We start from the raw sequence: 24,906 nt of genomic DNA on the forward strand, positions 1-24,906 counted from the left end.
TGGCTCGCCTCATTTGGCATTCCATTCGGTATGGTTAATCGCTTTGCCATTGATTGTTTAAATAACAAGTCACTGCTTACATAACAGGTCTTCCACTATGAACAATAAAGTACAGCTTCGGTCGCTGGTTTCCGGTGCCGTTCTACTATCACTACTCGCTGGTTGCGACTCCCAAAAAACAGAAGCGCCTTCGGCTACCACTCCACCGGCTGCAACATCCACTGCCACCACTGTGGAATGGCCTGCAATCACCAGTGCGGTTAAAAAAGATCCGGCTGTTGAACAGCGTATTGAAGAGCTGCTGGCCAAGATGACGCTGGAAGAGAAAATCGGCCAAGTCATTCAACCCGAAATCAAATTCCTGACCCCTGAGGATATAAAACAGTATCACGTGGGTTCCGTGCTGAACGGTGGCGGTAGTACCCCCGGCAGCAACAAGTACGCAACGATGGAAGACTGGGTCAATCTGGCCGACAGCTTCTATAACGCGTCGGTTGATAAATCCAACGGCCGTATTGGTATTCCCATTATGTGGGGTACCGATGCAGTACACGGTTTGGGTAACGTGATTGGCGCAACCTTGTTCCCGCACAACATTGCGCTGGGTGCGACCAATAACCCTGAGCTGTTGAAAGAAATCGGCCGTGTGACGGCTGTTGAAATCGCCGTAACAGGTCTGGATTGGGACTTCTCACCTACAGTTGCTGTAGCGCGTGATGACCGCTGGGGCCGCGCTTATGAAAGCTGGTCTGAAGATCCAAAAATCGTCGGTGACTTTGCTGGCAAGATGGTCGAAGGCCTGCAAGGCAAAGGCGGCTCTGAAGAGTTCCTGTCCAACAACCATGTAATCGCAACTGCCAAACACTTTATTGGCGATGGCGGCACCTTGAACGGCGTTGACCGCGGCCCAACCCAAGGCGATGAACAACACTTGCGCGACATCCATGGCGCGGGTTACTTCAGTGCGCTGGAATCAGGCGTACAAGCAGTGATGGCCTCCTTCACCAGCTGGGATGGCACCCGCATGCACGGCCACAAATACCTGCTGACCGACGTACTCAAAGGCCAAATGGGCTTTGACGGTTTGGTCGTGGGCGACTGGAGCGGCCACAGTTTTATCCCCGGTTGTACCGCAGTGGATTGTCCTGAATCGCTGATGGCCGGTTTGGACATTTATATGGTGCCGGAGCCCAACTGGAAAGACCTGTACAACAACTTGCTCGCACAAGCCAAATCCGGTGAAGTCACTGCCGAGCGTTTGGACGATGCGGTGCGCCGTATCCTGCGCGTGAAAATCCGTGCCGGTCTGTTCGAGAAAGGTGCTCCATCTACCCGCCCATTGGCCGGCAAGAAAGAACTGCTGGGTGCACCTGAGCATCGCGCAGTTGCCCGTCAGGCGGTGCGTGAATCGCTGGTGATGCTGAAAAACAAAAACAACCTGCTGCCGCTCGCACGCAACCAAAAAGTATTGGTAGCAGGCGATGGTGCTGACAATATCGGAAAACAAGCTGGCGGCTGGTCTGTGACCTGGCAAGGCACCGGTAACGTAAACTCCGATTTCCCTGGCGCCACTTCCATTTATGGCGGTATCAATGAAGTGGTAAGCGCTGCAGGCGGTACCGCTACTCTGAGTGTGGATGGTTCATTTAGTGACAAACCCGATGTCGCCATTGTCGTTTTCGGTGAAGACCCTTACGCGGAAATGCAGGGCGATGTGGGCATGCTCGCCTACAAACCACGCAATCCAACCGATCTGGAGCTGCTGAAAAAACTGCGCAGTCAGGGCATTCCTGTCGTATCCCTGTTTATCACCGGTCGCCCATTGTGGGTTAACCGCGAGCTCAACGCGTCTGATGCGTTTGTTGCTATCTGGCAACCAGGCACCGAAGGTGCAGGTGTTGCGGATGTGATCTTCAAAAATGCTGCTGGTGAAATCAATTACGATGTTAAAGGCCGCCTGAGCTTCTCCTGGCCAAAACATCCTGACCAAACGCCGCTCAATAAAGGCGATGCGAATTACGATCCGCTGTTCGCATACGGTTATGGCATGAGTTACGCCGACAAAAACACCCTGGGTGATGACTTGCCGGAAGATGGCCTGAAAGCCGCTGAAGCATTGGATGTATTGGAAATTTTCAACCGTCGTCCAATGGAGCCATGGCAGTTGGAAATTATCGGCTACCAAAACGACATAGTGCCGATGAACAGCAACACTGTTAAAGCCTCGTCGCTCACCATTAAAGCGGTTGACCGCGATATGCAGGAAGATGCGCGCCGCGTAGAGTGGAACGGCTCCGGCAATGGCCAAGTGGCATTATCAGTCGCCAACCGTCAGGACTTCATCAACTACTACAACAGTGATTCCGCGCTGGTGTTTGATATTAAAGTTGATGCAGCACCCAGTGCGGTTGCCTACTTGCGTTTGGGCTGCGGCTCTTACTGTGCATCGGACATCGACCTGAGCGAAAAACTCAAGGGCTTCGCCGGTCAAGGCTGGCAAACAGTCACTGTGCCATTCAAGTGCTATCCGCAATCCGGTGCCAACTTCGGTATCGCACAACCACCAGAAGAGTTCTGGACACAAATCCTGCAACCTTTCTCGCTGATCACCAGCGGCACTATGGATATTACCTTCGCTAAAGTAAGCGTGGTAAAAGGTGCAGGCAAAGATGTAGCCTGTCCGTAATACCACTCGTTGCATAAATAAAAAGCCCGATCAGCAAAACTGATCGGGCTTTTTGCTTTTTGTATTACTGTATAAATTTTTAATGTGGGTTTTTATTCGCGTTTTTATTTGTCTCTGCTTTTTTATCAGACCGGCATACCGATTGATTTACATGCAATCGATAAAAATATTAATCGTCAAACGGCCATTCCGGATTTACCGCTGAGATTTACAATAATGGTCAACAAATTCGTGATGCATCGGCAACTTTTCGACTACCTCAGCAATTGTTGTGCGCATTTTGGAAAGATGTCCGATCATCTCCTCATCCGACATAGTCTGAAATATCGAATGGTAATGCTGTGGCATAAGACCTTGACCCAGCATAACGTGCAGCCACGAATCACGCCTGAACAACTCCCGACTATCCTGATAAGACAGCGCATGCTCTTTAAATAATTCAAGCCGATGGGACAATGATTCTGGAACACTCATATTTTTACAATAGCGCCAGAACTCACTGTCTTCACGTGACGTTACGTGATAATGCAAAATAATAAAATCGCGAATATTTTCCAATTCCGCTATCAATTGTTGATTATATTCTTTGATAACGGATTCCGTAATGCCATTAAAGGGAAACATGTTCATCAGCCGAACAATACCGATCATAAACAGATAGATACTGGTTGATTCCAGCGGTTCGACAAACCCACTCGAAAGCCCCAACGCAATACAATTTTGATTCCAAAAAACTTTGCGCCGCCCGGTTTTATATTTTATAACCCTCGGATCTGTTAACACTTTCCCTCTAACATTATTTAAAAGATGCGCTTTTGCTTGATCGTCAGACATAAAGTCACTGCAAAACACATTTCCATTACCAACGCGATGCTGAAGGGGAATATGCCACTGCCAACCGGCATGATGGGCAGTACAGGTAACATAAGGCTTGGGTGGTTCTACCGATTCGGTTTGTATCGCGATAGCGCTGTTACAGGGCAGCCAGTGAGACCAATCTTCATAAGGTGTGTTTAAGGTTTTATCTATCAACAGGCCGGTAAAGCCGGTGCAATCGATAAATAAATCACCTTCAATAAGCTCGCCCGACTCCAATAAGAGCGCCTTGATATCGCCATCAGGGTGCTGCTGCACCTGCTGAATTTTTCCTTCAATACGCTTGGCACCATGCCTTTCACTAAATTGACGTAAAAATTGTGCGTAGCGGGTAGCATCAAGATGATAAGCATAATTGATGGTGCCTGTTTTTGACGTAGCAAACTTATTTGCTTTAGCCGCCTGCACCTCCAAACTGTACTCACCAAACTCCGCGTTTATACCTTTGCTTTTTGCATGCAACCAAAAATGTTGAAAATCAGCGAGGTAACTACCCTGGCCGGTTGACCCAAAAGGGTGAATATATTCATCGCCAATTTGACCCCAATTTTTAAACGAAATCCCAAGCTTGAAAACCGCTTCGGTCGCGCGCATAAACTCTTGTTCATCAATCCCTAGCAATGAGTGAAATGTCCTCATCGGCGGGATAGTGGCTTCGCCCACACCGACGGTTCCAATTTGATCAGACTCAACCAGTACCACATCCAAAAGTTTTCCCAGCTGCTTGGACAGGGCAGCCGCAGCAACCCAACCTGCAGTACCACCACCCGCAATTACCACTTTTTTCACACTATTATTTTTCATCGCCACAGCTCATCAATTAATCGTATTCGTCAATATATTTGCAGATAAATAAAACATTTAACGGTTAAGTTTATTCAGCAGCATCGCACGCAGCATTTTACTTTTTGCCAAATCCATTTCACCCAGATACCCTCGCGCTGGCTCCGGCAAATGTTCGGCAGCTTGTTCAGCATCACCAAAAATGTAGTAGTCAAAAATGTGTTTCCACCCCAACTTTTCGTGCTCCGGTTTATCGCGCAAACTCAACAACGCGTGGTACAACACGTTGGTAGCAGCACCCATATATTTCGGTGAATTACTCCACCAGTAATTTACCAGCACATTAAAAGCATTGAGCGCTTCAACCTGGTGCCACCACATGCTTGGCAGGTACAACGCATCACCTGCTTCCAGCTCAGCAATTTGGCCGTGTTGAATCGCATCGGCAAATTTTGGATATTGTGTGAAGTCGGGATTATTAAAATCCACCATGCTCAATGCTTGCCCACCTGGAGTCGGTGTTAAAGGCCCCGGATACAAATTAGCAATTTGGTCAGGAGGGAAAAGGGTGAACCTGCGCTTGCCCACTACGCAGCAGGCTAAATTATCCGAAGCATCGTAGTGGCAACACGCAGTGGTGCGATTGCCAATCCAGATGCTGATGCGTAGATCTTCAAGCGGAACTATCGATTCAGGCCGCGGGATAACAATGTCATTCTCGCGCCTGAAATCGGGAAAGTGTGTGTCGATAACATTCGACGCAATGTAATACGATGTGGGATTCTGTTCGTTAAAACCTGCCTGAATCAGATCAAGGACTTCATCCACGCGCATGGTGCGGGAATCATAATTTAGCTGTGTCCGTTCTTCGTTGTAAAAGAAACGACCTTTGATATCAGGTGATCCAATAGAGGCCGTTGAAGGAGCCCCGTTGTAGTGGGACTTTAAATAGTGGATTGCATGACTATCTGATTGTCGCCCTTGTTCAGCAAGTTTCCAGTGATTGACTAAACCCTTAATCACAACCGGTTCTTTGGATGAAAATATTTCTTCATCCAAAGCCCGGCAATCAGTAATAACGTTTGTTCTAGCGGTAATCATTGACATAATATTTTTCACGCTGACTTTTTAGGCTATTCTGACAACCTTACTTTCTTTTATTTTTGATTTCTGTCAATTTTCGAATGTTTGTCATTGAGCTTATTACTGCATAGGCGAGAGATAAAAATCCCAGCTTGTTCAATTTTTCCAATTGCTCACCACCGAGCGCCATCAATTTTTCTTCATGAATAGTGAAGTTACCTACCAAACGATGTTTCTCACCATTATGTAAATCGATTTCTATATCGACAGGCTCAATTAAACCAAGCTCGGTAAACGCATTGAACATTGCATCTTGCATCGCAATGCCTTCGTGAATAATTTTCAAAATACTGGCAACGTGATCCAAATATGGACCGTTACCGCCATGCTCCAAAAATAATGGATAACCTTTTTCACCATTGGCTTTCGGATGATCCAAATCGATATGAATGACGGGCACTTTATGCTTGTCCGCATCAGACTGGAAGCCGATCAGGAAGGGGCCTCGCGCAATCACCGCGGGAATGTAATACGCATCCCACCCTGCTTTTACAGTTGGATTTAAAAACAGGTTTTCACCTTGGCTCAACCCCAACAAAACGGTTGCGTGAAATTTTTGTGTTTCAGGATTTTTTCTGAACAGGATTGGATATTCTTTTTGCAGCTCAATAAATTCGGTAGGGAAGGCTAATGCACTACTGACATTATCGCCAAATTCGGCTCCGAAGCGGGTGACTACTTTTAAATCCTGGTGTGCCAGGTTATTCAATAATACTGTGTTTGCCATTGCTTGATGTCCAGACCTTTAAAACCCATGGGTATTGGTAAAATTTTATTTGTATTTGATGCGGCGCATATAAGTAAAGCATATCTGAGAATGCAATAACGTTTCAGATGAAATTAAAAAGCCAGAAGAAATTAAAAAGCCGCTTTTCAGCGGCTTTTTAACTTATCAACGATAAGACGTTTAATTGAATCTAGTGATTTAATTAAAACGTGTAGCGAGCGCCAATTTGGTAACGAGCACCCAAATCGTACATATCCCACATCATCGCGTAATTACGGCCGTGTGAACGGCTGTCTTCACCAGTGATGTTGATACCTTCCAAAGACACCGTCAGTGCGTCAGTCACCGAGTAACTCAGGTTAAGATCGATTTGAGAATAATCCTCGATATAACGTGGGTTACTGAAACCACCTCTGCTTGTCTCATTCAAGTACTCGCCACGCCAGTTATACGCAATACGCGCCTGGAAGCGGTCGTTTTCGTATATACCTGACAGGTTTGCAGTATCGCTCAAACCAACCAACGCAAATTGAGACTCGGTTGGTGAACCCAGGTTATCGAAGCCTACGTCACCACGAACCAAGGTGTAGTTAGCCTGAACACCAAAACCGGTATCGCCGAAGAAGTGTTGCACGGCGAGTTCGATACCGTGGATTTTAGCTTCGCGTCCGTTGTTTGGCGTATTGGTTCTAAACACGGCCAGCGGATCACTTGCGTTGTCGTAAATATCCCAACCCGGTTGAGCGAGGATAAACTGATCTTGCTCAGGTGTTCCTGTGTAAGCAGTGTTACCAAATTCAGCTACCCAAGCTGCATTGAGACCGCCGCCAGGTAAAACGACAAACTCGTTGTATGCCGTTTGGCTGAACAGGGACACGTCGCTAACGGCGATTCCAGCGGCTTTCAACTGTGCTGCTGCTGCCTCTACACGAGGACCGTTAGTCGAGTTGCGAATACCTAGCAACGAGCGGTTTACTTGTTCAGAACCAATAAAGTTCTTCACATTTTTTTCAAACACGCCAATAGAAGCGTAGCTACCCTCATCGTAATACCACTCCACGGAGAGGTCGAAGTTAGTTGACTCCAAAGGTAACAAGCCAGGGTTTGATGCGCTCGCTGTTGGAATAGCGCCCAAATAGGTAGGACCACCACCGCTGCCGAAGTTGGAGGCGGATACGCCCAGTGAACCCAAGCCCGCTCTGGCAATGGTTTTGCTGAACGAGAAGCGGCTAACCACATCATCGGTCACATTCAATGTTAAATCGAAGCTAGGCAGCAGATTGTCATAGCTGGCTTTGGCAGAAGCCAACGTTTGTGGTTTGGATGTATCAACGTTGATGGAAACGTCGTTGTCGCTCTCCCAGCGGTAGAAGTAAGCAGAGGACAAAGAGCTTGAGTCTACATCGGTGGTCTCATAGCGCAAACCGGTCAAAACACTGAACGGCATATTCCCCACATTACCTTCCAAGCCAACCTGGAAGTAAGCGGACTGCATGTCTTCCACCACAATGTTATGGGCAGACTGGTTCATTTTTGCAGGCAATATGCTGCTGTAACGAGGGATAGTCATGGCAGCTTCATACAGCTCGGCAGCGTTGGCAATAAAGCCATAACCACCCGCTTTTGGAGAGAAGTCATCAAACTCACCCTGAAGATCAAAAGGACGAATCAGATTGCCAAACTCACCTGGGTAGTTACCATCCCAGTTGCCCAGAGAAATGTTTCCTGACGCATAGCGGCGGGTGTTAGATTCCATTTCACGGGACTCTATACCGAAATCAAAGTGACCGTTGTCAAGCTCGTAACGACCATCAAGTTTAATCTGGGTAACAGACGATAACTGATCCGCTTGATCCAGGTTGAGCATGGTTGAGCTGAGGTCGCTTGGATCAACCTGGCCATTAGGTGTCCAAGCCTGTTGATCTATCGCTGACTGGGGTCTTTGACGGCGTGAATCATCATAAACGTTCAGATAGGTGGGGAATTCTCCGCCAAAAAACCACTCCCGCTCAACAACAACAGGAGCTGCGAGCGCCATACGGATAGAGCCGGTACCGTGAGGGCCAGTACCGCGGCTGTGCATTTCTGAATCGTGTACGTCCAGGTCGAACGAGAGGGCATCAGTCACCTGATAACTCAAGTTTACGCCAAGAGAATCCAATGTGTTGGTTTGCTCTCTCCACTGTTGTTCAAAACCTTCATCAATCGCATTACCGTATGCCTCTTTGGCATAGATCATGGTTGCGATCTCTTGGTTATCAAATTCAACAGCCTGGAAATTGCCTTGTTGCTGCATCCAGTTGCCCGCTTGACCCAACTGTGACTTGATTTCATTTTCCGCAAAGGTGTAATCCACGGTAGCGGTAAAATCTTCCGTAGGAGCAAACTGAAGGGTTAACTGTGCGTTGTCGCGAGTACGTTGAGTGTCGATAAACTCATAGCGCAAGTCATAGAAGCGCGAGTACAGCTGACCCTCATCCGGTGCATTGATCACCTCGGCATTAGCGTTGTTCCACGTTCTTTGTGGTGCATTAACGCTGTCCCAAGTGTAGATACCCCAATCGTTAACTGTAGCGCCAACAGTGCCTGAATCGCGCTGCTGATGGCTAGCACTCACGGCCACACCGAAAGTGGAATCGTCATTGGCCCAGCTGAACAGGCCTGATGCTTCCGGAGTTACGTCATCACCAGCACGGTTAGTGGTATCCATAACGGCTTTGACGCCAGCGCTTGCTACCAAGCCTGGATTATCCAGTGGTTTGGCAGTTTTAACATTGACGGTCGCACCAATACCACCGGTAGTGATATTCGCTTTACCTGTTTTATAAACCTCTACACCGCTAATACCTTCTGACGCGAGGTTTGCAAAGTCAAACGCCCGGGAATCACCGCCACCACCGTTGCTGGTTGATGCTGCTGGCATAGTACGGCCATTCAGGGTCACCATGTTGTTGTCTGCGCCGAAGCCACGCACGGTGATTTGTGAACCTTCACCGTTTGAACGGCTGATGGATACACCAGTGATACGCTGCAGGGATTCTGCCAGGTTGGTATCAGGGAACTTACCAATGTCTTCCGAGCTAATCGCATCCACGACGCCCGCCGAATTACGTTTGGTATCCATCGAACGCTCTAGAGACGCACGGATACCGGTCACCATAACTTCTTCAACGCTTTCATCTTGCGCGACGGCAAAACCACTAAAGCCGGTAACGGCAGTAGATGCGATGACTGTGGCAATGAGTTTCTTTTTGAATTTTGCTGTTTGATACATGTAGCACTCCTTAATCTAATTATGTTCAGGACTTTTTACTAATACCGCCAAGAATTGGGCTTAAACGTGCCGATGGTGTTTAAGCCCTCCATCACTTCTAGCCAAAAGCGATGGAGACAAGCACAGGACTGACGTCAATTACCCCTTCACTGCGAATTATTGTTAAACACAGATAGGAGGCAGCTCGTCACGGACAGTGCCGACTTGAATACAAGTATCATATATTCATATTGACCACAACATAAACGAACCAGCTTCTATTCAAACAAACAATAAGTGTTACGGCAGGCCACACTCCGCACAACAAATCGGCTTATTGGTAGCACTTTTAGAAGGTGTTTTTACTGATGAAATGACAGCGATGTCAATTGAGTGGCTAACGATGAAGAAAGCCGTAACGGATGGCATTACTGCCACCCGTATATTCATCTATGAAAATATTTTGATTAGCAATTAAAGATCATTGATCCGGTTTACTGAAGGGAAGGATGTTGATGACCTGCACGGCATCGCGCTTGTCTTCTTCGGTCTGGTTTACGCGGGTTTCCAACTCCCGCGCCACCGGCTTGAAACGCATTTCCTCTTTATAGCCACAGGCGACACATTCGCGGTAGTCCTTACCCTCCTCGTTGAACACGACGAGCTTGTCCATTTCTGAACAGCGCGGGCAAACCGCGCCTGCGACGAAACGACGTTTTGTGCTGTAAGCCATTTACGCTGCCTCATCCGACGTTTCAGAAGGAGAGAACCCGGAGTGACGCAACAACGCGTCGATCTTCGGCTCGCGCCCGCGGAAATTTTTAAACAGCTCCATGGGTGCCTTGCTGCCGCCCTGCTGCAAAATTTCCTGCAGAAAACTCTCGCCAGTTTGCGCGTTGAAAATTCCTTCCTCTTCAAAGCGCGAGTAAGCATCGGCGGACAATACTTCAGCCCATTTGTAGCTGTAGTAACCGGCGGCGTAACCACCGGCAAAAATGTGACTGAAGCTATTTTCAAAACGATTAAACGCAGGCGGCTTGATGACCGCCACCTGATCGCGCACTTCATTTAATACATCCTGTGCGGATTTGGGCGCGGCCGGATTGTATTGCGCGTGCATACGGAAATCGAAAATGGAAAATTCCAGTTGGCGGATCATTTGCAAACCGGATTGGAAATTTTTGGCAGCCAGCATTTTATTGAGCAGGGATTGCGGCAGCGGCTCACCGGTTTGGTAGTGGCCGGAGATCAGCGGAATCGCCTCTGGCTCCCAACACCAGTTCTCCATAAATTGGCTCGGTAATTCCACCGCATCCCATGCCACTCCATTAATACCACTGACCGCTGCAACATCAATTTGGGTGAGCATGTGGTGCAAGCCGTGGCCGAATTCATGGAACAGAGTGGTCACTTCATCATGGGTGAGCAGCGAGGGTGTATCGCCTACCGGCGGGGTAAAATTGCAGGTTAAAAACGCGACGGGTAATTGCACGCCCAGCCCGGTTTTGCGGCGCACGCGGCAATCGGCCATCCAGGCACCGCCTTTTTTCTTGTCGCGCGCAAATAAATCCAGATAAAAACTCGCGATCTTTGCGCCGTTTTTTTCGATTTCATAAAAACGCACATCGGGGTGATAGCTGTCGAACTCGGCGATCTGTTTTACCTGGATGCCGAACAAACGCTGTACCACCTCAAACATACCCGCAATCACTTTTTCTGCGGGAAAATACGGGCGCAATTCTTCTTGCGATACCGAATACTTTTCTACGCGCAATTTTTCGCTGTAGTAGGTCGTGTCCCATGCCTGTAAATCGGCGCAGCCATTGGCGGCGGCAAACGCGCGCAACTCAGCGTAATCGCGCTCGGCATAGGGTTTTGATTGTTGTGCAAGCTCATCCAAAAACTGCAGCACTTGTGCGGGTGACTCGGCCATTTTGCTCGCCAGTGAACGCTCGGCGTAATTATCGAACCCGAGTAATGTGGCCAGCTCATGGCGCAAGGCAAGCGTCTCGGAAATGATCGCGGTGTTATCAAATTCAGCAGCAGAAGATCCATCGGCCTTTTTGCCTTGCGCCGAAGCGCGGGTCACATAAGCGGTGTAAATTTCCTCGCGCAGTGCGCGATTATCGGCATACATCATCACCGCGTAATAAGATGGAAAATCCAAGGTGACTGCATAACCTTGCAGATTTTTTTGCGCTGCCGCTTGCGCCGCTTGTGCAAGTGCCGACTCCGGTAATCCGGCCAGCGCATCGGCGTTATCAAATTGTTTATACCAGGCTTGGGTTGCATCCAACACATTGTTGGAAAATTGGGTAGCCAATTCCGATAAGCGTTTTTGAATATCGCCAAAACGCTTTTTATCCGCTGCATCCAAGGCAACGCCACCCAAACGAAAATCGCGCAGGGCATTGTTGATGGTTTGCTGTTGCGCTTGAGTCAAGCGCGTAAATTCATCGCTATCGGCCAATTGCTGATACGCGCGATACAGCGCTTCGTTCTGGCTGAACTCGGTTGAGTAGTCGGCCAGCAGCGCAACACTTTCGGTGTAGGCTTTGCGCAACTCATCGCTATTGGAAACCGAATGTAAATGGCTGACCGGTGCCCAGGCCTGATCCAACTTATCGCCCTGTTCCTCCAAAGGCACCACCAGTGAATCCCAGGTCGGTTGGGCAACATTCGCCAGCAACTGCGCCAATTGCGCTCGCCCTTGTTCAATTAATTCACTGATTGCCGGGGTGACATGCTCAGGCTTGATCGCCGAAAAAGGCGGCAGCAAGTGACTGGCTAATAAAGGGTTACTCATGGATAGCTCCGTATGGCGAAAATCGGGCGGGGTTTGGCGTATCATACCACCCACAATGACGATGGGTTTTGAGGAGAATATCTATGGGCGCGATTAGAAATTACCAAGGCCACACCCCGCAATTAGGTGCGCGGGTATTTGTCGATGAATCCGCGGTGGTGATTGGCGATGTCGTGCTCGGCGATGATGCATCGGTGTGGCCGTGCGTGGTCATCCGCGGCGATATGCACCGCATCCGCATAGGCGCGCGCACCAGTGTGCAGGATGGCTCCGTATTGCATATCACCCACTCCAGCGATTTCAATCCCGCTGGCCACCCACTCACGATTGGCGATGATGTCACTGTTGGCCATTCAGTGTGCTTGCACGGTTGCACCATTGGCAACCGCGTTTTAGTGGGCATAGGCTCAACCATTCTCGATGGAGCCATAGTAGAAGATGAAGTCGTGATTGGCGCAGGCTCATTGGTGCCACCGGGCAAACGCCTTGAATCCGGATTTATGTACATGGGCTCGCCGGTCAAACAAATCCGCCCGCTCAAAGATTCCGAGCGCCGTTTTTTTACCTACTCGGCCAATAATTACGTGAAATTAAAAGATACTTACATCAACGAAAACACGTAATAGCTGAAGCAAAAATATCATCAAGGAAAGCAAATGAAATACGCATTACCGATCGTAGACAGCAACACGGAATTTCCCGTCAACAAAATTATTTGTATCGGCCGTAACTATGCCGAACACGCGCGCGAAATGGGGCATGACCCTGAGCGCGAACCGCCATTTTTCTTTTTCAAACCGCAAAGTGCACTCGCGCAAAATGGCGATGATTTTATTTACCCGCATTTTTCACAACAAGTTGAACATGAACTTGAATTGGTGATTGCGATTGGCAAATCCGGCGCGAATATTTCTGTTACCGACGCAAGGGATTATGTCTTCGGTTTTGCCGTGGGCCTTGACATGACTTGCCGCGATCGCCAAAAAGAAGCCAAACAATTAGGCCGCCCCTGGGAACTTGCCAAAGGTTTTGACGGCTCAGCACCTTGCACCGCCATCCAACCCGGCTCATTAGCGGATTTGGAAAAGTACGGCGATTTAGTCTTAACACGCAACGGTGAAGAAGTACAACGCGGCAACTGGCGCGATATGGTGTGGCCAATTCCAGAATTGATTGCGCAAATATCGCGTTATTTTAAATTGGAAACCGGCGATTTGATTTTTACCGGCACACCTGCAGGTGTAGGGCCAGTGCAGAAGGGTGATGAATTGTTGGCGCGATTGGAGGGATTTTCACAAGAATTACGCCTATCAATCGCTAGGCTATAGATCACTTCAACAATTATTCTCGCAGCCGTGCAAGTGCCAATTCATACACTTCATTTTTATCGCGCTTGCCGATTGCGATAACTGTCACGGTAATAACCTCATCGCACACTTCATACACTAAACGGTAGCCCGCCTGGCGCAATTTGATTTTATAAAGCCCCTGCGCACCGGTGAGCGCAGCAGAAGGCACATGAGGATTCTCCAACCGCTCCCGCAGTTTCTTTTTAAATTGTTCTTTTACCGTTGCCCCTAACTTGTGCCATTCCTTGAGCGCAGATTGTTTAAATTCGAGGCTATAAGTCATCCAACGAAACCTTTACCGATTCTTCCGCTTGGCGTGCCTTAACCAACTTGAGCAGCTCCATATCATCGATCAGCTCCATCATCGCTTCATAAGCAGCAGCAGGAACGCAATAGAACGCTGGCTCGTTACGATTTAATACTACTACCGGTAACCCTTGGCCACTGGCAACCACCTTCATAGGATTTGCTTTAAGGTCGGAGATGCTCGCCGCAACATCGGTTAATATTTGATGGCTCATGATGCAATCACTCTAATAAAAGACCTAATAATAGGTCTTTTATTAGGTCTCTGTAAAGTGTATCAATCATGGCAAATCAAACACCAAAGCTTTCACCGGTTGTTTAGTTGCGTTCAACTGCAGTTCGCTGATCTCAGCCAGTTTTGCACCATCGCCCGCACGTACCGATTCACCCTCAATTTTTAACTCGCCATCAATCACATGCACATAGTAATGACGATTTTTGTGCGTGTTTAATTGCGCGGTTTCGTTAGCACCCAATAGCAATTGGTAAATGCGCGCATCCTGTTTGATTACCAGACTTCCGGCTTCGCCGTCCGGGCTTACCGCAAGGGTTAAACCGGGGTTGCGGCCAAAATCTTTTTGCTGATAGCCGGGCGCTTCACCGTACACATTCGGTTGAATCCAGATTTGCAAAAAGTGTAAGCCTTTAGTGCGCGACGGATTAAATTCGCTGTGGCGGATTCCGCTACCGGCCGACATCAACTGAAATTCACCCGGTGGCAATGTTGCTACATTACCTTCACTGTCTTTATGGGCAATTTCACCGTCGAGCACGTAGCTAATAATTTCCATATCGCGATGACCATGGGTATCAAATCCGGCACCGGGCGTTACGCGGTCATCGTTAATCACGCGCAGCGCAGAAAATCCCATGTGGCGCTCATCGTAATAACTGCCAAATGAAAACGTGTGCTTACTATCCAACCAACCGAAGTTGGCACCACCGCGTTCATGGCTGCGTCTGATACTGATCATGTTACACCTCACTCATTGCGCGGCCGGTCAATTCCGGCCGCGAAGTATCCAATCGGGTTTTTACTGATATTTACTGCACACGTTGGGCGATCAGGCTATCGGCACTGATACGGCCGCCGCCGGAGATCAGCAGGGACACAGCACCGGCAAGCAGCGCCAAACCAAACTCATAGCCGTTGTTGCTCATAAACAAACCGTTGCTGATATGCACCGAGAAAATCGCCACCACCATGGTGAATGCCAGTACCAACGCGGTAGGACGAGTGAGCAGACCAAGAATCAAAAACAGGCCGCCGAAGAACTCTGCTGAACCGGCCAGCGCCGCCATCAATACGCCGGGACCGAGGCCAATAGAATCCATCCACTGCCCAGTGCCTTGCAGGCCGTAGCCGCCAAACCAGCCGAACAATTTCTGTGCGCCGTGGGCGGCGAAGATAATACCCAGCGGCAAACGCAGTGCCAGTTGAGAGAATGAGTTGTTAGTTGCCAGTACTTTAGTGATTAGGCTCATGGTGTTCTCCAAAAAATTTGATTACTAAGTTGCGATTAGGTTTCTGGTTTGGCTCGCCGCATTTCGCTGTTCGCCTCACTTGTTGCCAGAATAGGCTTGTAACCGGCGAGAAAAAAGCGGAACATTTTGAGTTATTACTTCAAATTTTTTGAACAAAGGAAAAGCCAAGCCATGCACCATGCCATCACCCTGGAAGCCCTGCGTGTACTGGATGCGATTGAGCGTAAAGGCAGCTTCGGTGCCGCTGCTGAAGCCTTGTTCAAGGTGCCATCGGCACTTTCCTATACCGTCCAAAAGCTGGAATCCGATCTTGGTATCAGCTTATTTGATCGCAGCAAGCAGAAAGCCCAGCTGACTGCGGCTGGGCGCTTGTTGTTAGAACAGGGTCGCCAACTGCTACAAGCCGCCAATGCGATAGAGGAGGCGGTGCAGCAACTGGAATCCGGCTGGGAAACCCAATTGCGCATCGCGGTGGATACCGTATTGCCGCTGGCTCCCTTGCTAAAACAGATCAACGCATTCAACCAACTGGATAAACGGGTCGCCATCACCATCAGCGAAGAAGTCTTAGGCGGCACATGGGATGCATTGATCGCCGAGCGCTGTGATTTAGCGCTCGGTGCGAGCGGTGATTTACCCAAAGGGATTTTTGAATATCGTTTAATGGGTGAAGTGGAATTTGTGTTTGCTGTCGCGCGCGAACATCCGCTCTGCCTGCATAAAGGCCCGGTCGATGCCGCCGCCATACGCGCATTCCCTACGATTGTCATGGCAGATTCATCGCTCACCTCACCGGGGCGGGAATCGGGCTTGCTCGAAAGCAAACAAATTATCCGCGTACCTAATGTTGCTGCAAAAATTCAGGCGCAAATTTTCGGCGTAGGCGTGGGCTTTTTGCCAAAACATGTAATTAGCGATGAAATAAAACGTGGCGATTTGATTGTGCTGGAATGTTCCGTACCACGCCCGAATATCCCGCTTTACATGGCGTGGCGAAAAAATAATTCAGGCAGGGCGCTGCGGTGGTTTGTGGATGCTTGTGAAAAAATGGACTGACTAAATCATAAATAAAATCCCGCCATCAATTTCGATAGCGGGATTTTAATTTTATTTACAAAAAACACCATATTCAGGACTACGCCCATTACCACTATTTGGGCAACGAGACGTCCAACCCACATTTTTAAACTCCAAACTACAACCTGCACCACATCTCGCTATGTAGGTTGGATTTGATAGTAAAGCCGGATCTGCAGAGTTAGCACAAAAACCTCCATGTACCTGCATTCCTGGGGTAGTGCAAGAAGATACATTTGAGGCGGTGCTGGAGCTTTGTGCAGAACTGGAAGATGCTACATTTCTGAAAAAGCTTGGACTCATACAGGAACCTGTGTAAGTAATATTTGCAGCCGGTGTTAAAACACAATTTTGAACATCGCCATTGGAATAACCCACGAAACTTTGCGTGGCAACCAACGCATTATTTGACTCCCTGCATTCACGAACAATATTTCTATAGGTATTATTTGGTGGTCCATAAGAACTAACGACAGTCCAAGTACAAGACACTGGCGTTTGTGCATTCGCACTCAATCCAATAAAGGCCGCAAAACTGATTGCTACAGAACCCAACATTTTTATAACTCTCATAACATCTCCAATTTTTTTAATTTGAATTTTTCCTTTCGCGATTTTGAAAAGGCTTGCAATAACAAATCCCCTAAAAATCACAGATGAAATCTGATATCCCAATCAGATACTTGAGTTAACATCTGGCTTAGCCATCAATTAAACTCAAATCCTTTCTCGTTACGAGCGACATATAAAATAGTCTCGCCTTGCCGAATTTGGTTATTATCAATAATCACTTGTGCTGCACGTTCGCTACCCAATACCTGGGAGATAGCCATTGCAGTTTCATTTGCATGTTCACTGTTCACCACACTTACAGTGATTTGGCACTGGGTAGATTTACAGCGGGTAGATTTAAGTGCAACACCCGCTAGAGCAGGTGCTTGGGAAAAAAGAGATTGGATATGTGATTCTTCTGCGAGCGCCCAGTTGTAGTCCGTTTCTTCTGCGTCAAACCGCCCGCGCATCTCAACACCCAGATCAAACCAAGCCTTTTCCTTTTGATTATTCGTTAGCCATTGTGTAAACGCTTCCGAACGCTGCTGGAACTCATATTCGGCTTTGACCGCATCGACCTGCTGCTGAGTGTTTCGGTCTATGCTTGCCGCTTGGATAGAGCTTTGGGAAGAAGATGCAATGCTGTGAAAATTATTTTCAGATGACATTTGCTGAAAATTGTTAGCTACTGAGATGATATGCAGATTTTTTTCATAAATTGCCTCTACAGCAACAGGATCAACTGATTTTTCGCTATTTATGCCTATAAAATAGCCAAACCCAGCAGAAACAAGAATTGAAAAAGTAAAAACGACTTTATTCATGCTCTAATCATCCTTCCTGAATGTTGAAAGAAGAATAACAGAATGAAAATAATTTTCAGCAGATTTAGGCGACAATATTATCTTTCATCATCCTTACTCGGATGAAAACCCTTATCGACCCATCGCTTTTTTATGTTTTTAGCGAGACTGGTGAAATAAAAATGAAAAGCTACAAACTGAAGATGCCTATCGTAATGCCAATTAGAGCGGCGTATCTGAGTGCTTTTCCGAATGCAACCAATACAAAAAATTGCCAAAAACGCACACGCATAACACCTGCAACAAACGTTAATGGATCACCGACCACCGGTAACCATGAAAAAAATAGAGAAACCAGCCCGTAACGTTGGAAATGCACTTGAGCCCGGGCAAGTTGGGCAGGCTTTATTGGAAACCATTTTTTATCTTGCCAGCGCAAACATTCTTTTCCCAGATACCAATTGATACAGGAACCCAAGGTATTACCACTGGTCGCTGCTAACCATAATAAAAAAACAGAGTGCTGCTGCTTTAGCAGTACTAATAGTAAAGCTTCAGAAGATAAAGGGAATAATGTGGCTGCAATGAACGCAGAGATAAATAGACTGCCATATGCCATAAAAATTTCATTCAAAAAAGACAGTCTGGTAGGGGCGTTTAATAATCAACGCTATTATGGATCTTGAAAATTTTTCGCTGATTATTTTGCAAAATAAAATATCCAGCTTTTAACATAGGCATCTTCATGAACAACTCATCAAACGATCCATCTGCCTGAGCAATAGTTAAACCCCGCTCAATTCGATTAGCCAATGCTTTATTCTCTTTATTAACATAAAAACAATATCGGACAGGAATATCGTACTGTAACAATATATTTTTTTCTTGTACCAACCCCAAATCACTAAATCGGGCGATATCACTACTCACTTCATGCAGTCCGCGCGATAAAAAATCAAAACGTCCCGCACTTAACATTTTAAACAGCCCTGCATAATTAGCGCCGTAGATAACCTTAAACCCATTTGAATCCATGATCAGGCCATCTGTCCAATAATGGCCTGATCCAGCAGAAAATATTTTCATATCTTGCAGGGTTTTAACATTATCAAAGCGAGGCTGTGAGTTTTTATGAATCAGAAGGGCGCGATAATTATTAAGGCTTTTGAGTAAATCAACATCAACCACCCGAAGCTTTTCGGCTCGCTCTTTGGTGACAGAGCCCCACATGACATCAATACCGGCGTTGGCAATTAACATGGCGCGGTCACGCTCAATACCACCGCGATGATCCAGATAGACAATAATAAAATCACCATCTGTAGGCCGGGTTTTTTCCAACGCCAGATTCAGCACCTGCGTGTAATAAAAATAGATGTCATTGATATTCGTCGTAGCAGCGCCCGATACAGTGACTTTTAATGGCTCTGCGTGTGTAACAGCACTGGACCACAACAGGCATAACCAAAAGAACGTATTAATGAGCTTGATCATATTGCGTAGATTACTGTTTATTTTTTTCAGCAATCTGACGGCGCATGGCGGTAATGACAGGAACCACTTCCGGGCGAATTTGTCGCCACAAATAAAATGCCTCCGCTGCTTGCCCAATAAGCATGCCTAAACCGTCTGCCACATGTGCTGCGCCAAAATCCTTTGCCCAACGTAAAAAAATGGTGGGCTCAGCGCCGTACATCATGTCGTAACAGCAAGCGTTTTCTGCGAGCAAATTATCGGGCAGTGGCGGCAACTCACCTTGCATACTGGCCGACGTACCGTTAATGACAATATCAAATGTCTCACCCACCAATTGCTCAAAGGTTTTGGCCTGTACATCACCCAAATCAAGAAAGTTTTTGGCAAGTTCTTCTGCTTTTGCGAAGGTTCTGTTTGCGATGACAACTTGCGCGGGATTTTCCTCCAGCAACGGCTGCAAAACACCACGCACTGCACCACCCGCGCCCAAAATTAAAATGCGCTTGCCTTCCAGCTCCCAGCCAAGATTGTGCATGTCATGCACCATGCCTATGCCGTCGGTGTTATCACCCAAAATAGTGCCATTGCTCAACCGTGCTAATGTATTGACCGCGCCTGCGCGTTCAGCACGAGCCGTTCGTTGCTGCGCAAACGCATACGCGTTTAATTTAAACGGCACAGTAATATTTAAACCCTTGCCTCCTTGCTCAAAAAATTCCTGTGCCGCTTTTTCGAATTCACCTTCATTAACCAATTGTTTGGTGTAGTGCATGTCTTGACCGGTTTGCTCGGCAAACTGGCGATGAATACTGGGCGATTTACTATGGTTAATCGGGTTGCCGAATACGGCGTATAAGTCAGTCATGGGTTATCCAAAAAATCAACAAAACAGTTATCAGGCTATTTATTTTTTATTTCAGCCATTCGCGATGTGGTAAAAATTTTTCGTACAATTCTGCTTCTGCACTACCTGCATCCGGTTGCCAGTTATATTCCCAACGAACCAACGGCGGCAACGACATAAGAATTGATTCGGTGCGACCACCGGTTTGCAATCCAAACAAGGTGCCGCGGTCATACACCAGATTGAATTCAACATAGCGGCCGCGGCGATAAAGCTGGAAGTCGCGCTCGCGTTCAGTAAATGGCATCGATTTACGCGCGCTGACAATCGGTAAATACGCAGGAATATAGCTGTCACCTACTGCACGCATCAGCGCAAAACTATGGTCAAAGCTTTCAGCGTTGTAGTCATCAAAAAATAATCCACCTACCCCGCGCGCCTCGTTGCGATGTTTTAGATAAAAATACTCATCGCACCATTTTTTAAATTTGGGATAGAGATGTTCGCCGTGTGGATCACAGGCGTTTTTGGCAGTTTGGTGCCAATGGACAACATCCTCCTCATTGCCATAGTAAGGCGTTAAATCATAACCACCACCAAACCACCACACAGGTGCTGCGCCTTCTTTTTCGGCGATAAAAAAGCGTACATTGGCATGACTGGTTGGCACATAAGGATTATGCGGATGAATGACCAGAGACACCCCCATCGCTTCAAAAGAGCGCCCGGCAAGTTCAGGGCGATGCGCCGTCGCTGAAGCTGGCATTTGCGTTCCGTGTACATGGGAAAAGTTAACGCCACCTTTCTCAATCACTGCACCATTAGTGATAACGCGCGAACGCCCACCGCCACCTTCCACGCGCGTCCATGTGTCCTCTGCAAAGGAAGCTTCACCGTCTTCCACAGCCAGGGCGTTACAGATGCGATCTTGCAAATCGAGAAGATAGGCTTTTACCGCAGCCTTATCCGGTTGGGAAAGAGTCATGAGAATTCCTTAACAATGAGCCGGAGAATACCCGGGAGGAGGGTACATGATAAGAAAGGCCGACATTCTACGCGGCCATGCATGAAAGGGGAAAACCTCGATTGGTTTCATGATTGGATTGCGACGAATGGTTGATTCCCATCAACCTGGGCGAATGATCTCACCCGTCAATAGATCGCGGATTTCAGAGGGCGCATTTCGCTTCCCAACATGCCCTGCGGTAATCGCATCCAGGCTGCTGCCAAAATAACGCCGCACCTGATGGATGTCGGTTGCCGGTGGAAGACCGGCCGGATTACATGAGGTAGACACAATAGGGCCACCAAAGGCACGCGACAAACCCGCCGCAACAGGGTGGTCCGTCACCCTCAGCGCCACACTCGTGAACTTACCGGTAATCCAGTAGGGAACCAATCCATTGTTCGGCACCAGCCAGGTATGCGGCCCTGGCCACGAATTTTTCAACCGTTGACGCTGAAGATCATTGAGGTGACAAATAAAAGGCTCAAACATAGCGATATTGGCAGCTACAAGAATCACGCCTTTTTCAATCGGGCGATCTTTTAATGCAAGGATTTCATAAACAGCGGCTTCATCAAACGGATTGCAACCCAACCCCCATACCGCCTCGGTCGGATAAGCCACTACACCACCCTGTTTCATTTGGCGCGCGGCAAATTGGATGCGGGGATTCAGCGACCAATCAATCATGGGTGCGATACCTTTTATCAAGAGAGAACGATGTAATATCGCTATGATACCAGCTCAACTGCACCTGTCCGCACATAAGAAGCACCGACCTGTTGTACTAACCCCTTAATTTCCAAGCCAATCAGCTGCGCCGACAAGCTGCCAATATCCAAACCTGTGCGCTCTGCCAACAAATCGACCGGCAGAGGATCGTAGCCCAGCGCCTGCAGAAGCTGCTTTTCCGGATCATCAAGCGTAATAACGTCTTGCGTTATCGATGGCTGCGGCTGTTCATTCAGAGCGAAAAAATCAGTTTGTGATAGCGGCTGTTTGATTTCCTGCCGCTTATAGCTGAGCAATCCCGCTAACTGATCAACAATGTCCTGCGCCGTTTCAACCAGTGTTGCCCCTTGGCGGATCAGCTGGTGGCAACCGCGCGCTAAAGGATTGTGGATAGACCCGGGGATCGCGAATACCTCGCGGTCATGCTGTAACGCGTAGGATGCGGTGATCAACGAGCCGCTTTGAACTGCAGCCTCCACCACCAAAGTACCTCCACTCAAACCGCTGATAATACGGTTGCGTTGGGGAAAGTTGCAGGCATGGGATGCGGTCCCCAATGGAAACTCACTAACCAATGCACCACCGCTATCGATAATTTCTTGGGCCAGGGAGCGGTGACGGGAGGGATAAATCAGATCAATTCCGGTCCCCATTACCGCAATGGTTTTGCCATTGGCGCGCAGGGCACCCCGATGTGCCGCAGCATCTATTCCCAAGGCCAAACCACTGGTGATAGCAAACCCGCGCTCGGCCATGTAGTGCGCAAAACGTTCGGCATTTTCAGCGCCACCGCCACTGGGGTTACGGCTACCTACAATCGCCAACTGTGGCAGGCTAAGGCTTGCGGGTTCCCCGCGTACAAACAATAACGGTGGCGGACGCGGAATTTCACGCAGCAAGCGTGGATAAAGCGGATCGTCGTAATGCAGGCAGTAGAGTCCGGGTTGCGATTCGAGATAAGACAAATCTGCCGCTAACCGACATCCCGGTTCAGATCGATCAGGGTTGGATAAGTAATTTTTCAGCATCTCAGCGGCTGCAGGTTTTAGAAAAGAACCCAAGTCAGCAGGAGGGGAATTGATTAGTTGTGAAGGACATTCCAACTGGCTCAGCAGCTGCCAGTAGCCAGCAACACCGAATTCAGGCAGACGCAGAAGCAAAAGGGTTGCAGCAAGCGGAGAGAGGGGCATAGGGTTCATCCTTGAACTGGGGAGGGCTGCCAGTAATGGCAGCGGATTGGATATCAGGGATTGCGCACTTTATCGTGAACAGCCAAAGCGCGATCAGCCTCTAAAACCAGTGCAAAACTCATTTTTTCGAAGGTGCGGAATACCATCAGCAGGCCAGCACGTTCATCAGGCAAAGCAATTTTGCCGCCTTTCACGCGATCAGTAACCACTTCACCTTTTTTATAAATCGCCATCACATTGCCGATCTGCAAACCCTCACGCTCACCGCGATTGATAATCACAGTGTTGTACTTCCCAACTTGGGAAACACCACCTTCTACGGCAATGATTTGTGCTTCGATATCAACATCGGGGGCACTTGGGAAAAAGATGGAATCGACAGAGCGGTCTTCACTGGGAAGGAGTTTGTCACCCGGGCGAACTTCCTCGTAGGTGCGCAAGACGTCCAATGTCGCTATGTCGTTATCGACTTTGGATATGGCAACCGTACCAATACCTTGGGCATAAACACCGAGGAACTCTTTGGTTACCGGATCTTTAAATACCTGACCTTGGCGATACAGACTGTAATTGGCGTAATTGGCATCGAACTCGCCGCGTGCGTAAGCGCGATCACCTGCGCCAACAATCACGTGTTGTTGTTGCCCTGCAAGCATATAAGGCGCAGCCTCAAGCTCACCTTGGGCGACGATACGGCTGCGCGACAGGAACGCATCGATTTTATCGAGCGGAATGGTACTGATGGCTTCTTCGGTATTCTGGACACGGATGCTTGGGCTGAGTTTGATCGCACCATTCGTATTCACACCGCGCTCACCGGGAACCATTTTCAGGGTGCGTTCCAAAGTCAAACGTGGCTGGCCATCCAGATAGATCAACTTGATCAAATCACCAGGGAAGATCAGATGAGGATTTTCAATATGGGGATTAACATGCCATATCTCCGGCCACAGCCAAGGGCTATTCAAAAAAGTGCCGGAAATATCCCACAGGGTATCGCCTTTTTTGACGGTGTATTCGTCAGGATGACCTGTCTTTAAGAGTGCATCGTCAGCCCAGGAAAAAAAGCTGATGAGAGAAGCCGCAGCGACGGCCAGTAATATTTTTTTCATAGAAACCGATCCTGTTTTATTCGGTCCTGGGGCAGATAGACGTATAATAATGAATTAAAGCCCATGCTGTTTCCATTTGCACCGCATAAATCCTGTGCGATCATCATGTTAGCAGCGGTTATTACCTTTTTACTAGAAGTTTGTCACAAACACTATGGCCTTGTTACCTATCCTTGAATTTCCCGACCCACGGCTGCGTACTGTCGCCAAACCCGTCACAGAAGTGGATGACAGTATCCGCACATTGGTCGATGACATGTTTGAAACCATGTACGACGCTCCCGGTATCGGTTTGGCGGCATCGCAGATCAACGTCCATAAACGTGTAGTAGTTATAGACGTGAGTGAAGATAAATCCCAGCCACTGGTGTTTATCAATCCCGAAATTGAAGTGCTGGATCAGGAATTAAATGAATACGACGAAGGCTGCCTGTCAGTGCCTGGGTTCTATGAAACCGTCGTACGCCCCGGCCATATCCGGGTGAAAGCACTGGATCGCGATGGCAAACCGTTTGAAATGGAGCCTCAGGGATTGCTGGCGGTATGTATCCAACATGAGCTGGACCACCTCAATGGCAAACTGTTTGTAGATCATATATCGCCATTCAAACGCTCGCGTATCCGCACCAAGCTGGAAAAGAAACACAAGGCTGAGGCGCGTTAATACGCGCATTGCCAACCAAGGCGCCATGAGCGCCTT

The 24,906-nt window shown here is 48.2% G+C and carries 24 protein-coding genes; 5 read left to right on the forward strand and 19 right to left on the reverse strand.

What is annotated here, in order from left to right:
* The first annotated feature begins 97 nt into the window (after positions 1-97).
* A complete protein-coding gene (locus tag VC28_RS14285) occupies positions 98-2,686 on the forward strand; it encodes a glycoside hydrolase family 3 protein (RefSeq protein WP_049631226.1) in 2,589 nt (862 codons plus the stop codon).
* 195 nt (positions 2,687-2,881) lie between these two features.
* Here the strand turns inward: VC28_RS14285 and VC28_RS14290 are convergent, their stop codons facing one another.
* From VC28_RS14290 to prlC, 6 genes are all read right to left on the reverse strand, one after another.
* Positions 2,882-4,366 (reverse strand): tryptophan halogenase family protein, encoded by a 1,485-nt coding sequence (locus VC28_RS14290; RefSeq protein WP_049631227.1) that lies wholly within the window; start codon positions 4,364-4,366, stop codon positions 2,882-2,884.
* 57 nt (positions 4,367-4,423) lie between these two features.
* Positions 4,424-5,452 carry a cupin-like domain-containing protein gene (locus tag VC28_RS14295; RefSeq protein WP_049632425.1) on the reverse strand — a complete coding sequence of 343 codons (1,029 nt, stop codon included), beginning with the start codon at positions 5,450-5,452 and terminating at the stop codon, positions 4,424-4,426.
* 40 nt (positions 5,453-5,492) lie between these two features.
* Positions 5,493-6,215 carry a SapC family protein gene (locus VC28_RS14300; protein WP_049631228.1) on the reverse strand — a complete coding sequence of 241 codons (723 nt, stop codon included), beginning with the start codon at positions 6,213-6,215 and terminating at the stop codon, positions 5,493-5,495.
* 202 nt (positions 6,216-6,417) lie between these two features.
* Entirely contained in the window at positions 6,418-9,489 is a 3,072-nt protein-coding gene (locus VC28_RS14305; RefSeq protein ID WP_049631229.1) for a TonB-dependent receptor, read from the reverse strand.
* Between the two features lie 460 nt (positions 9,490-9,949).
* The gene (locus tag VC28_RS14310; RefSeq protein ID WP_049631230.1) at positions 9,950-10,201 is read right to left on the reverse strand and encodes a YheV family putative zinc ribbon protein; all 252 of its coding nucleotides are present in this window, start codon (positions 10,199-10,201) and stop codon (positions 9,950-9,952) included.
* Positions 10,202-12,274, reverse strand: coding sequence for an oligopeptidase A (gene prlC, locus VC28_RS14315; RefSeq protein WP_049631231.1), 2,073 nt, complete (start codon positions 12,272-12,274; stop codon positions 10,202-10,204).
* Between the two features lie 83 nt (positions 12,275-12,357).
* On the opposite strand from prlC, the gene VC28_RS14320 reads away from it, so the two are divergent.
* Together VC28_RS14320 and VC28_RS14325 are read left to right on the forward strand one after the other, a co-directional pair.
* A complete protein-coding gene (locus tag VC28_RS14320; protein WP_049631232.1) occupies positions 12,358-12,897 on the forward strand; it encodes a gamma carbonic anhydrase family protein in 540 nt (179 codons plus the stop codon).
* A gap of 33 nt (positions 12,898-12,930) precedes the next feature.
* Positions 12,931-13,602, forward strand: a complete 672-nt coding sequence (locus VC28_RS14325; protein ID WP_049631233.1) for a fumarylacetoacetate hydrolase family protein — start codon at positions 12,931-12,933, stop codon at positions 13,600-13,602.
* 13 nt (positions 13,603-13,615) lie between these two features.
* Here VC28_RS14325 and VC28_RS14330 read toward each other — a convergent pair whose 3' ends face one another.
* The 4 genes from VC28_RS14330 to VC28_RS14345 form a co-directional block, all read right to left on the reverse strand.
* On the reverse strand, positions 13,616-13,906 hold the full coding sequence (locus VC28_RS14330; RefSeq protein ID WP_049631234.1) for a type II toxin-antitoxin system RelE family toxin: 291 nt from the start codon (positions 13,904-13,906) through the stop codon (positions 13,616-13,618).
* A complete protein-coding gene (locus VC28_RS14335) occupies positions 13,896-14,144 on the reverse strand; it encodes a type II toxin-antitoxin system Phd/YefM family antitoxin (protein WP_049631235.1) in 249 nt (82 codons plus the stop codon). The genes VC28_RS14330 and VC28_RS14335 overlap by 11 nt, the downstream gene beginning before the upstream one ends.
* Positions 14,145-14,210: 66 nt before the next feature.
* A complete protein-coding gene (locus VC28_RS14340) occupies positions 14,211-14,903 on the reverse strand; it encodes a pirin family protein (protein WP_049631236.1) in 693 nt (230 codons plus the stop codon).
* A gap of 70 nt (positions 14,904-14,973) precedes the next feature.
* Positions 14,974-15,414, reverse strand: a complete 441-nt coding sequence (locus VC28_RS14345; protein WP_049631237.1) for a DoxX family protein — start codon at positions 15,412-15,414, stop codon at positions 14,974-14,976.
* A 171-nt stretch (positions 15,415-15,585) separates the two neighbouring features.
* Here VC28_RS14345 and VC28_RS14350 point away from each other — a divergent pair, with 171 nt between their 5' ends.
* Complete coding sequence (locus VC28_RS14350; protein ID WP_049631238.1) at positions 15,586-16,470, forward strand: LysR family transcriptional regulator; 885 nt, start codon at positions 15,586-15,588, stop codon at positions 16,468-16,470.
* Positions 16,471-16,521: 51 nt separating this feature from the next.
* Here VC28_RS14350 and VC28_RS19775 read toward each other — a convergent pair whose 3' ends face one another.
* The 9 genes from VC28_RS19775 to VC28_RS14390 form a co-directional block, all read right to left on the reverse strand.
* The gene (locus VC28_RS19775) at positions 16,522-17,166 is read right to left on the reverse strand and encodes a hypothetical protein (RefSeq protein WP_156184338.1); all 645 of its coding nucleotides are present in this window, start codon (positions 17,164-17,166) and stop codon (positions 16,522-16,524) included.
* Between the two features lie 32 nt (positions 17,167-17,198).
* Positions 17,199-17,867 (reverse strand): hypothetical protein, encoded by a 669-nt coding sequence (locus tag VC28_RS14355; protein ID WP_049631239.1) that lies wholly within the window; start codon positions 17,865-17,867, stop codon positions 17,199-17,201.
* Positions 17,868-18,036: 169 nt separating this feature from the next.
* Positions 18,037-18,480, reverse strand: coding sequence for a YqaA family protein (locus VC28_RS14360; RefSeq protein ID WP_231591777.1), 444 nt, complete (start codon positions 18,478-18,480; stop codon positions 18,037-18,039).
* A 23-nt stretch (positions 18,481-18,503) separates the two neighbouring features.
* On the reverse strand, positions 18,504-19,187 hold the full coding sequence (locus VC28_RS14365) for a type 2 periplasmic-binding domain-containing protein (RefSeq protein ID WP_197085536.1): 684 nt from the start codon (positions 19,185-19,187) through the stop codon (positions 18,504-18,506).
* A 163-nt stretch (positions 19,188-19,350) separates the two neighbouring features.
* Positions 19,351-20,187, reverse strand: coding sequence for a shikimate dehydrogenase (gene aroE, locus VC28_RS14370; protein ID WP_049631242.1), 837 nt, complete (start codon positions 20,185-20,187; stop codon positions 19,351-19,353).
* A 46-nt stretch (positions 20,188-20,233) separates the two neighbouring features.
* The gene (gene hemF / locus VC28_RS14375) at positions 20,234-21,151 is read right to left on the reverse strand and encodes an oxygen-dependent coproporphyrinogen oxidase (RefSeq protein WP_049631243.1); all 918 of its coding nucleotides are present in this window, start codon (positions 21,149-21,151) and stop codon (positions 20,234-20,236) included.
* 141 nt (positions 21,152-21,292) lie between these two features.
* Positions 21,293-21,862: an L-threonylcarbamoyladenylate synthase type 1 TsaC gene (locus VC28_RS14380; RefSeq protein ID WP_049631244.1), complete on the reverse strand. Its 570-nt coding sequence runs from the start codon at positions 21,860-21,862 to the stop codon at positions 21,293-21,295.
* A gap of 41 nt (positions 21,863-21,903) precedes the next feature.
* A complete protein-coding gene (dprA, locus tag VC28_RS14385) occupies positions 21,904-23,094 on the reverse strand; it encodes a DNA-processing protein DprA (protein ID WP_049631245.1) in 1,191 nt (396 codons plus the stop codon).
* A gap of 53 nt (positions 23,095-23,147) precedes the next feature.
* Positions 23,148-24,206, reverse strand: a complete 1,059-nt coding sequence (locus tag VC28_RS14390; RefSeq protein WP_053094209.1) for a LysM peptidoglycan-binding domain-containing protein — start codon at positions 24,204-24,206, stop codon at positions 23,148-23,150.
* A gap of 154 nt (positions 24,207-24,360) precedes the next feature.
* On the opposite strand from VC28_RS14390, the gene def reads away from it, so the two are divergent.
* The gene (gene def / locus VC28_RS14395) at positions 24,361-24,870 is read left to right on the forward strand and encodes a peptide deformylase (RefSeq protein ID WP_049631246.1); all 510 of its coding nucleotides are present in this window, start codon (positions 24,361-24,363) and stop codon (positions 24,868-24,870) included.
* Positions 24,871-24,906 lie beyond the last annotated feature (36 nt).

Source organism: Cellvibrio sp. pealriver (assembly GCF_001183545.1).
Classification (GTDB): Bacteria; Pseudomonadota; Gammaproteobacteria; order Pseudomonadales; family Cellvibrionaceae; genus Cellvibrio.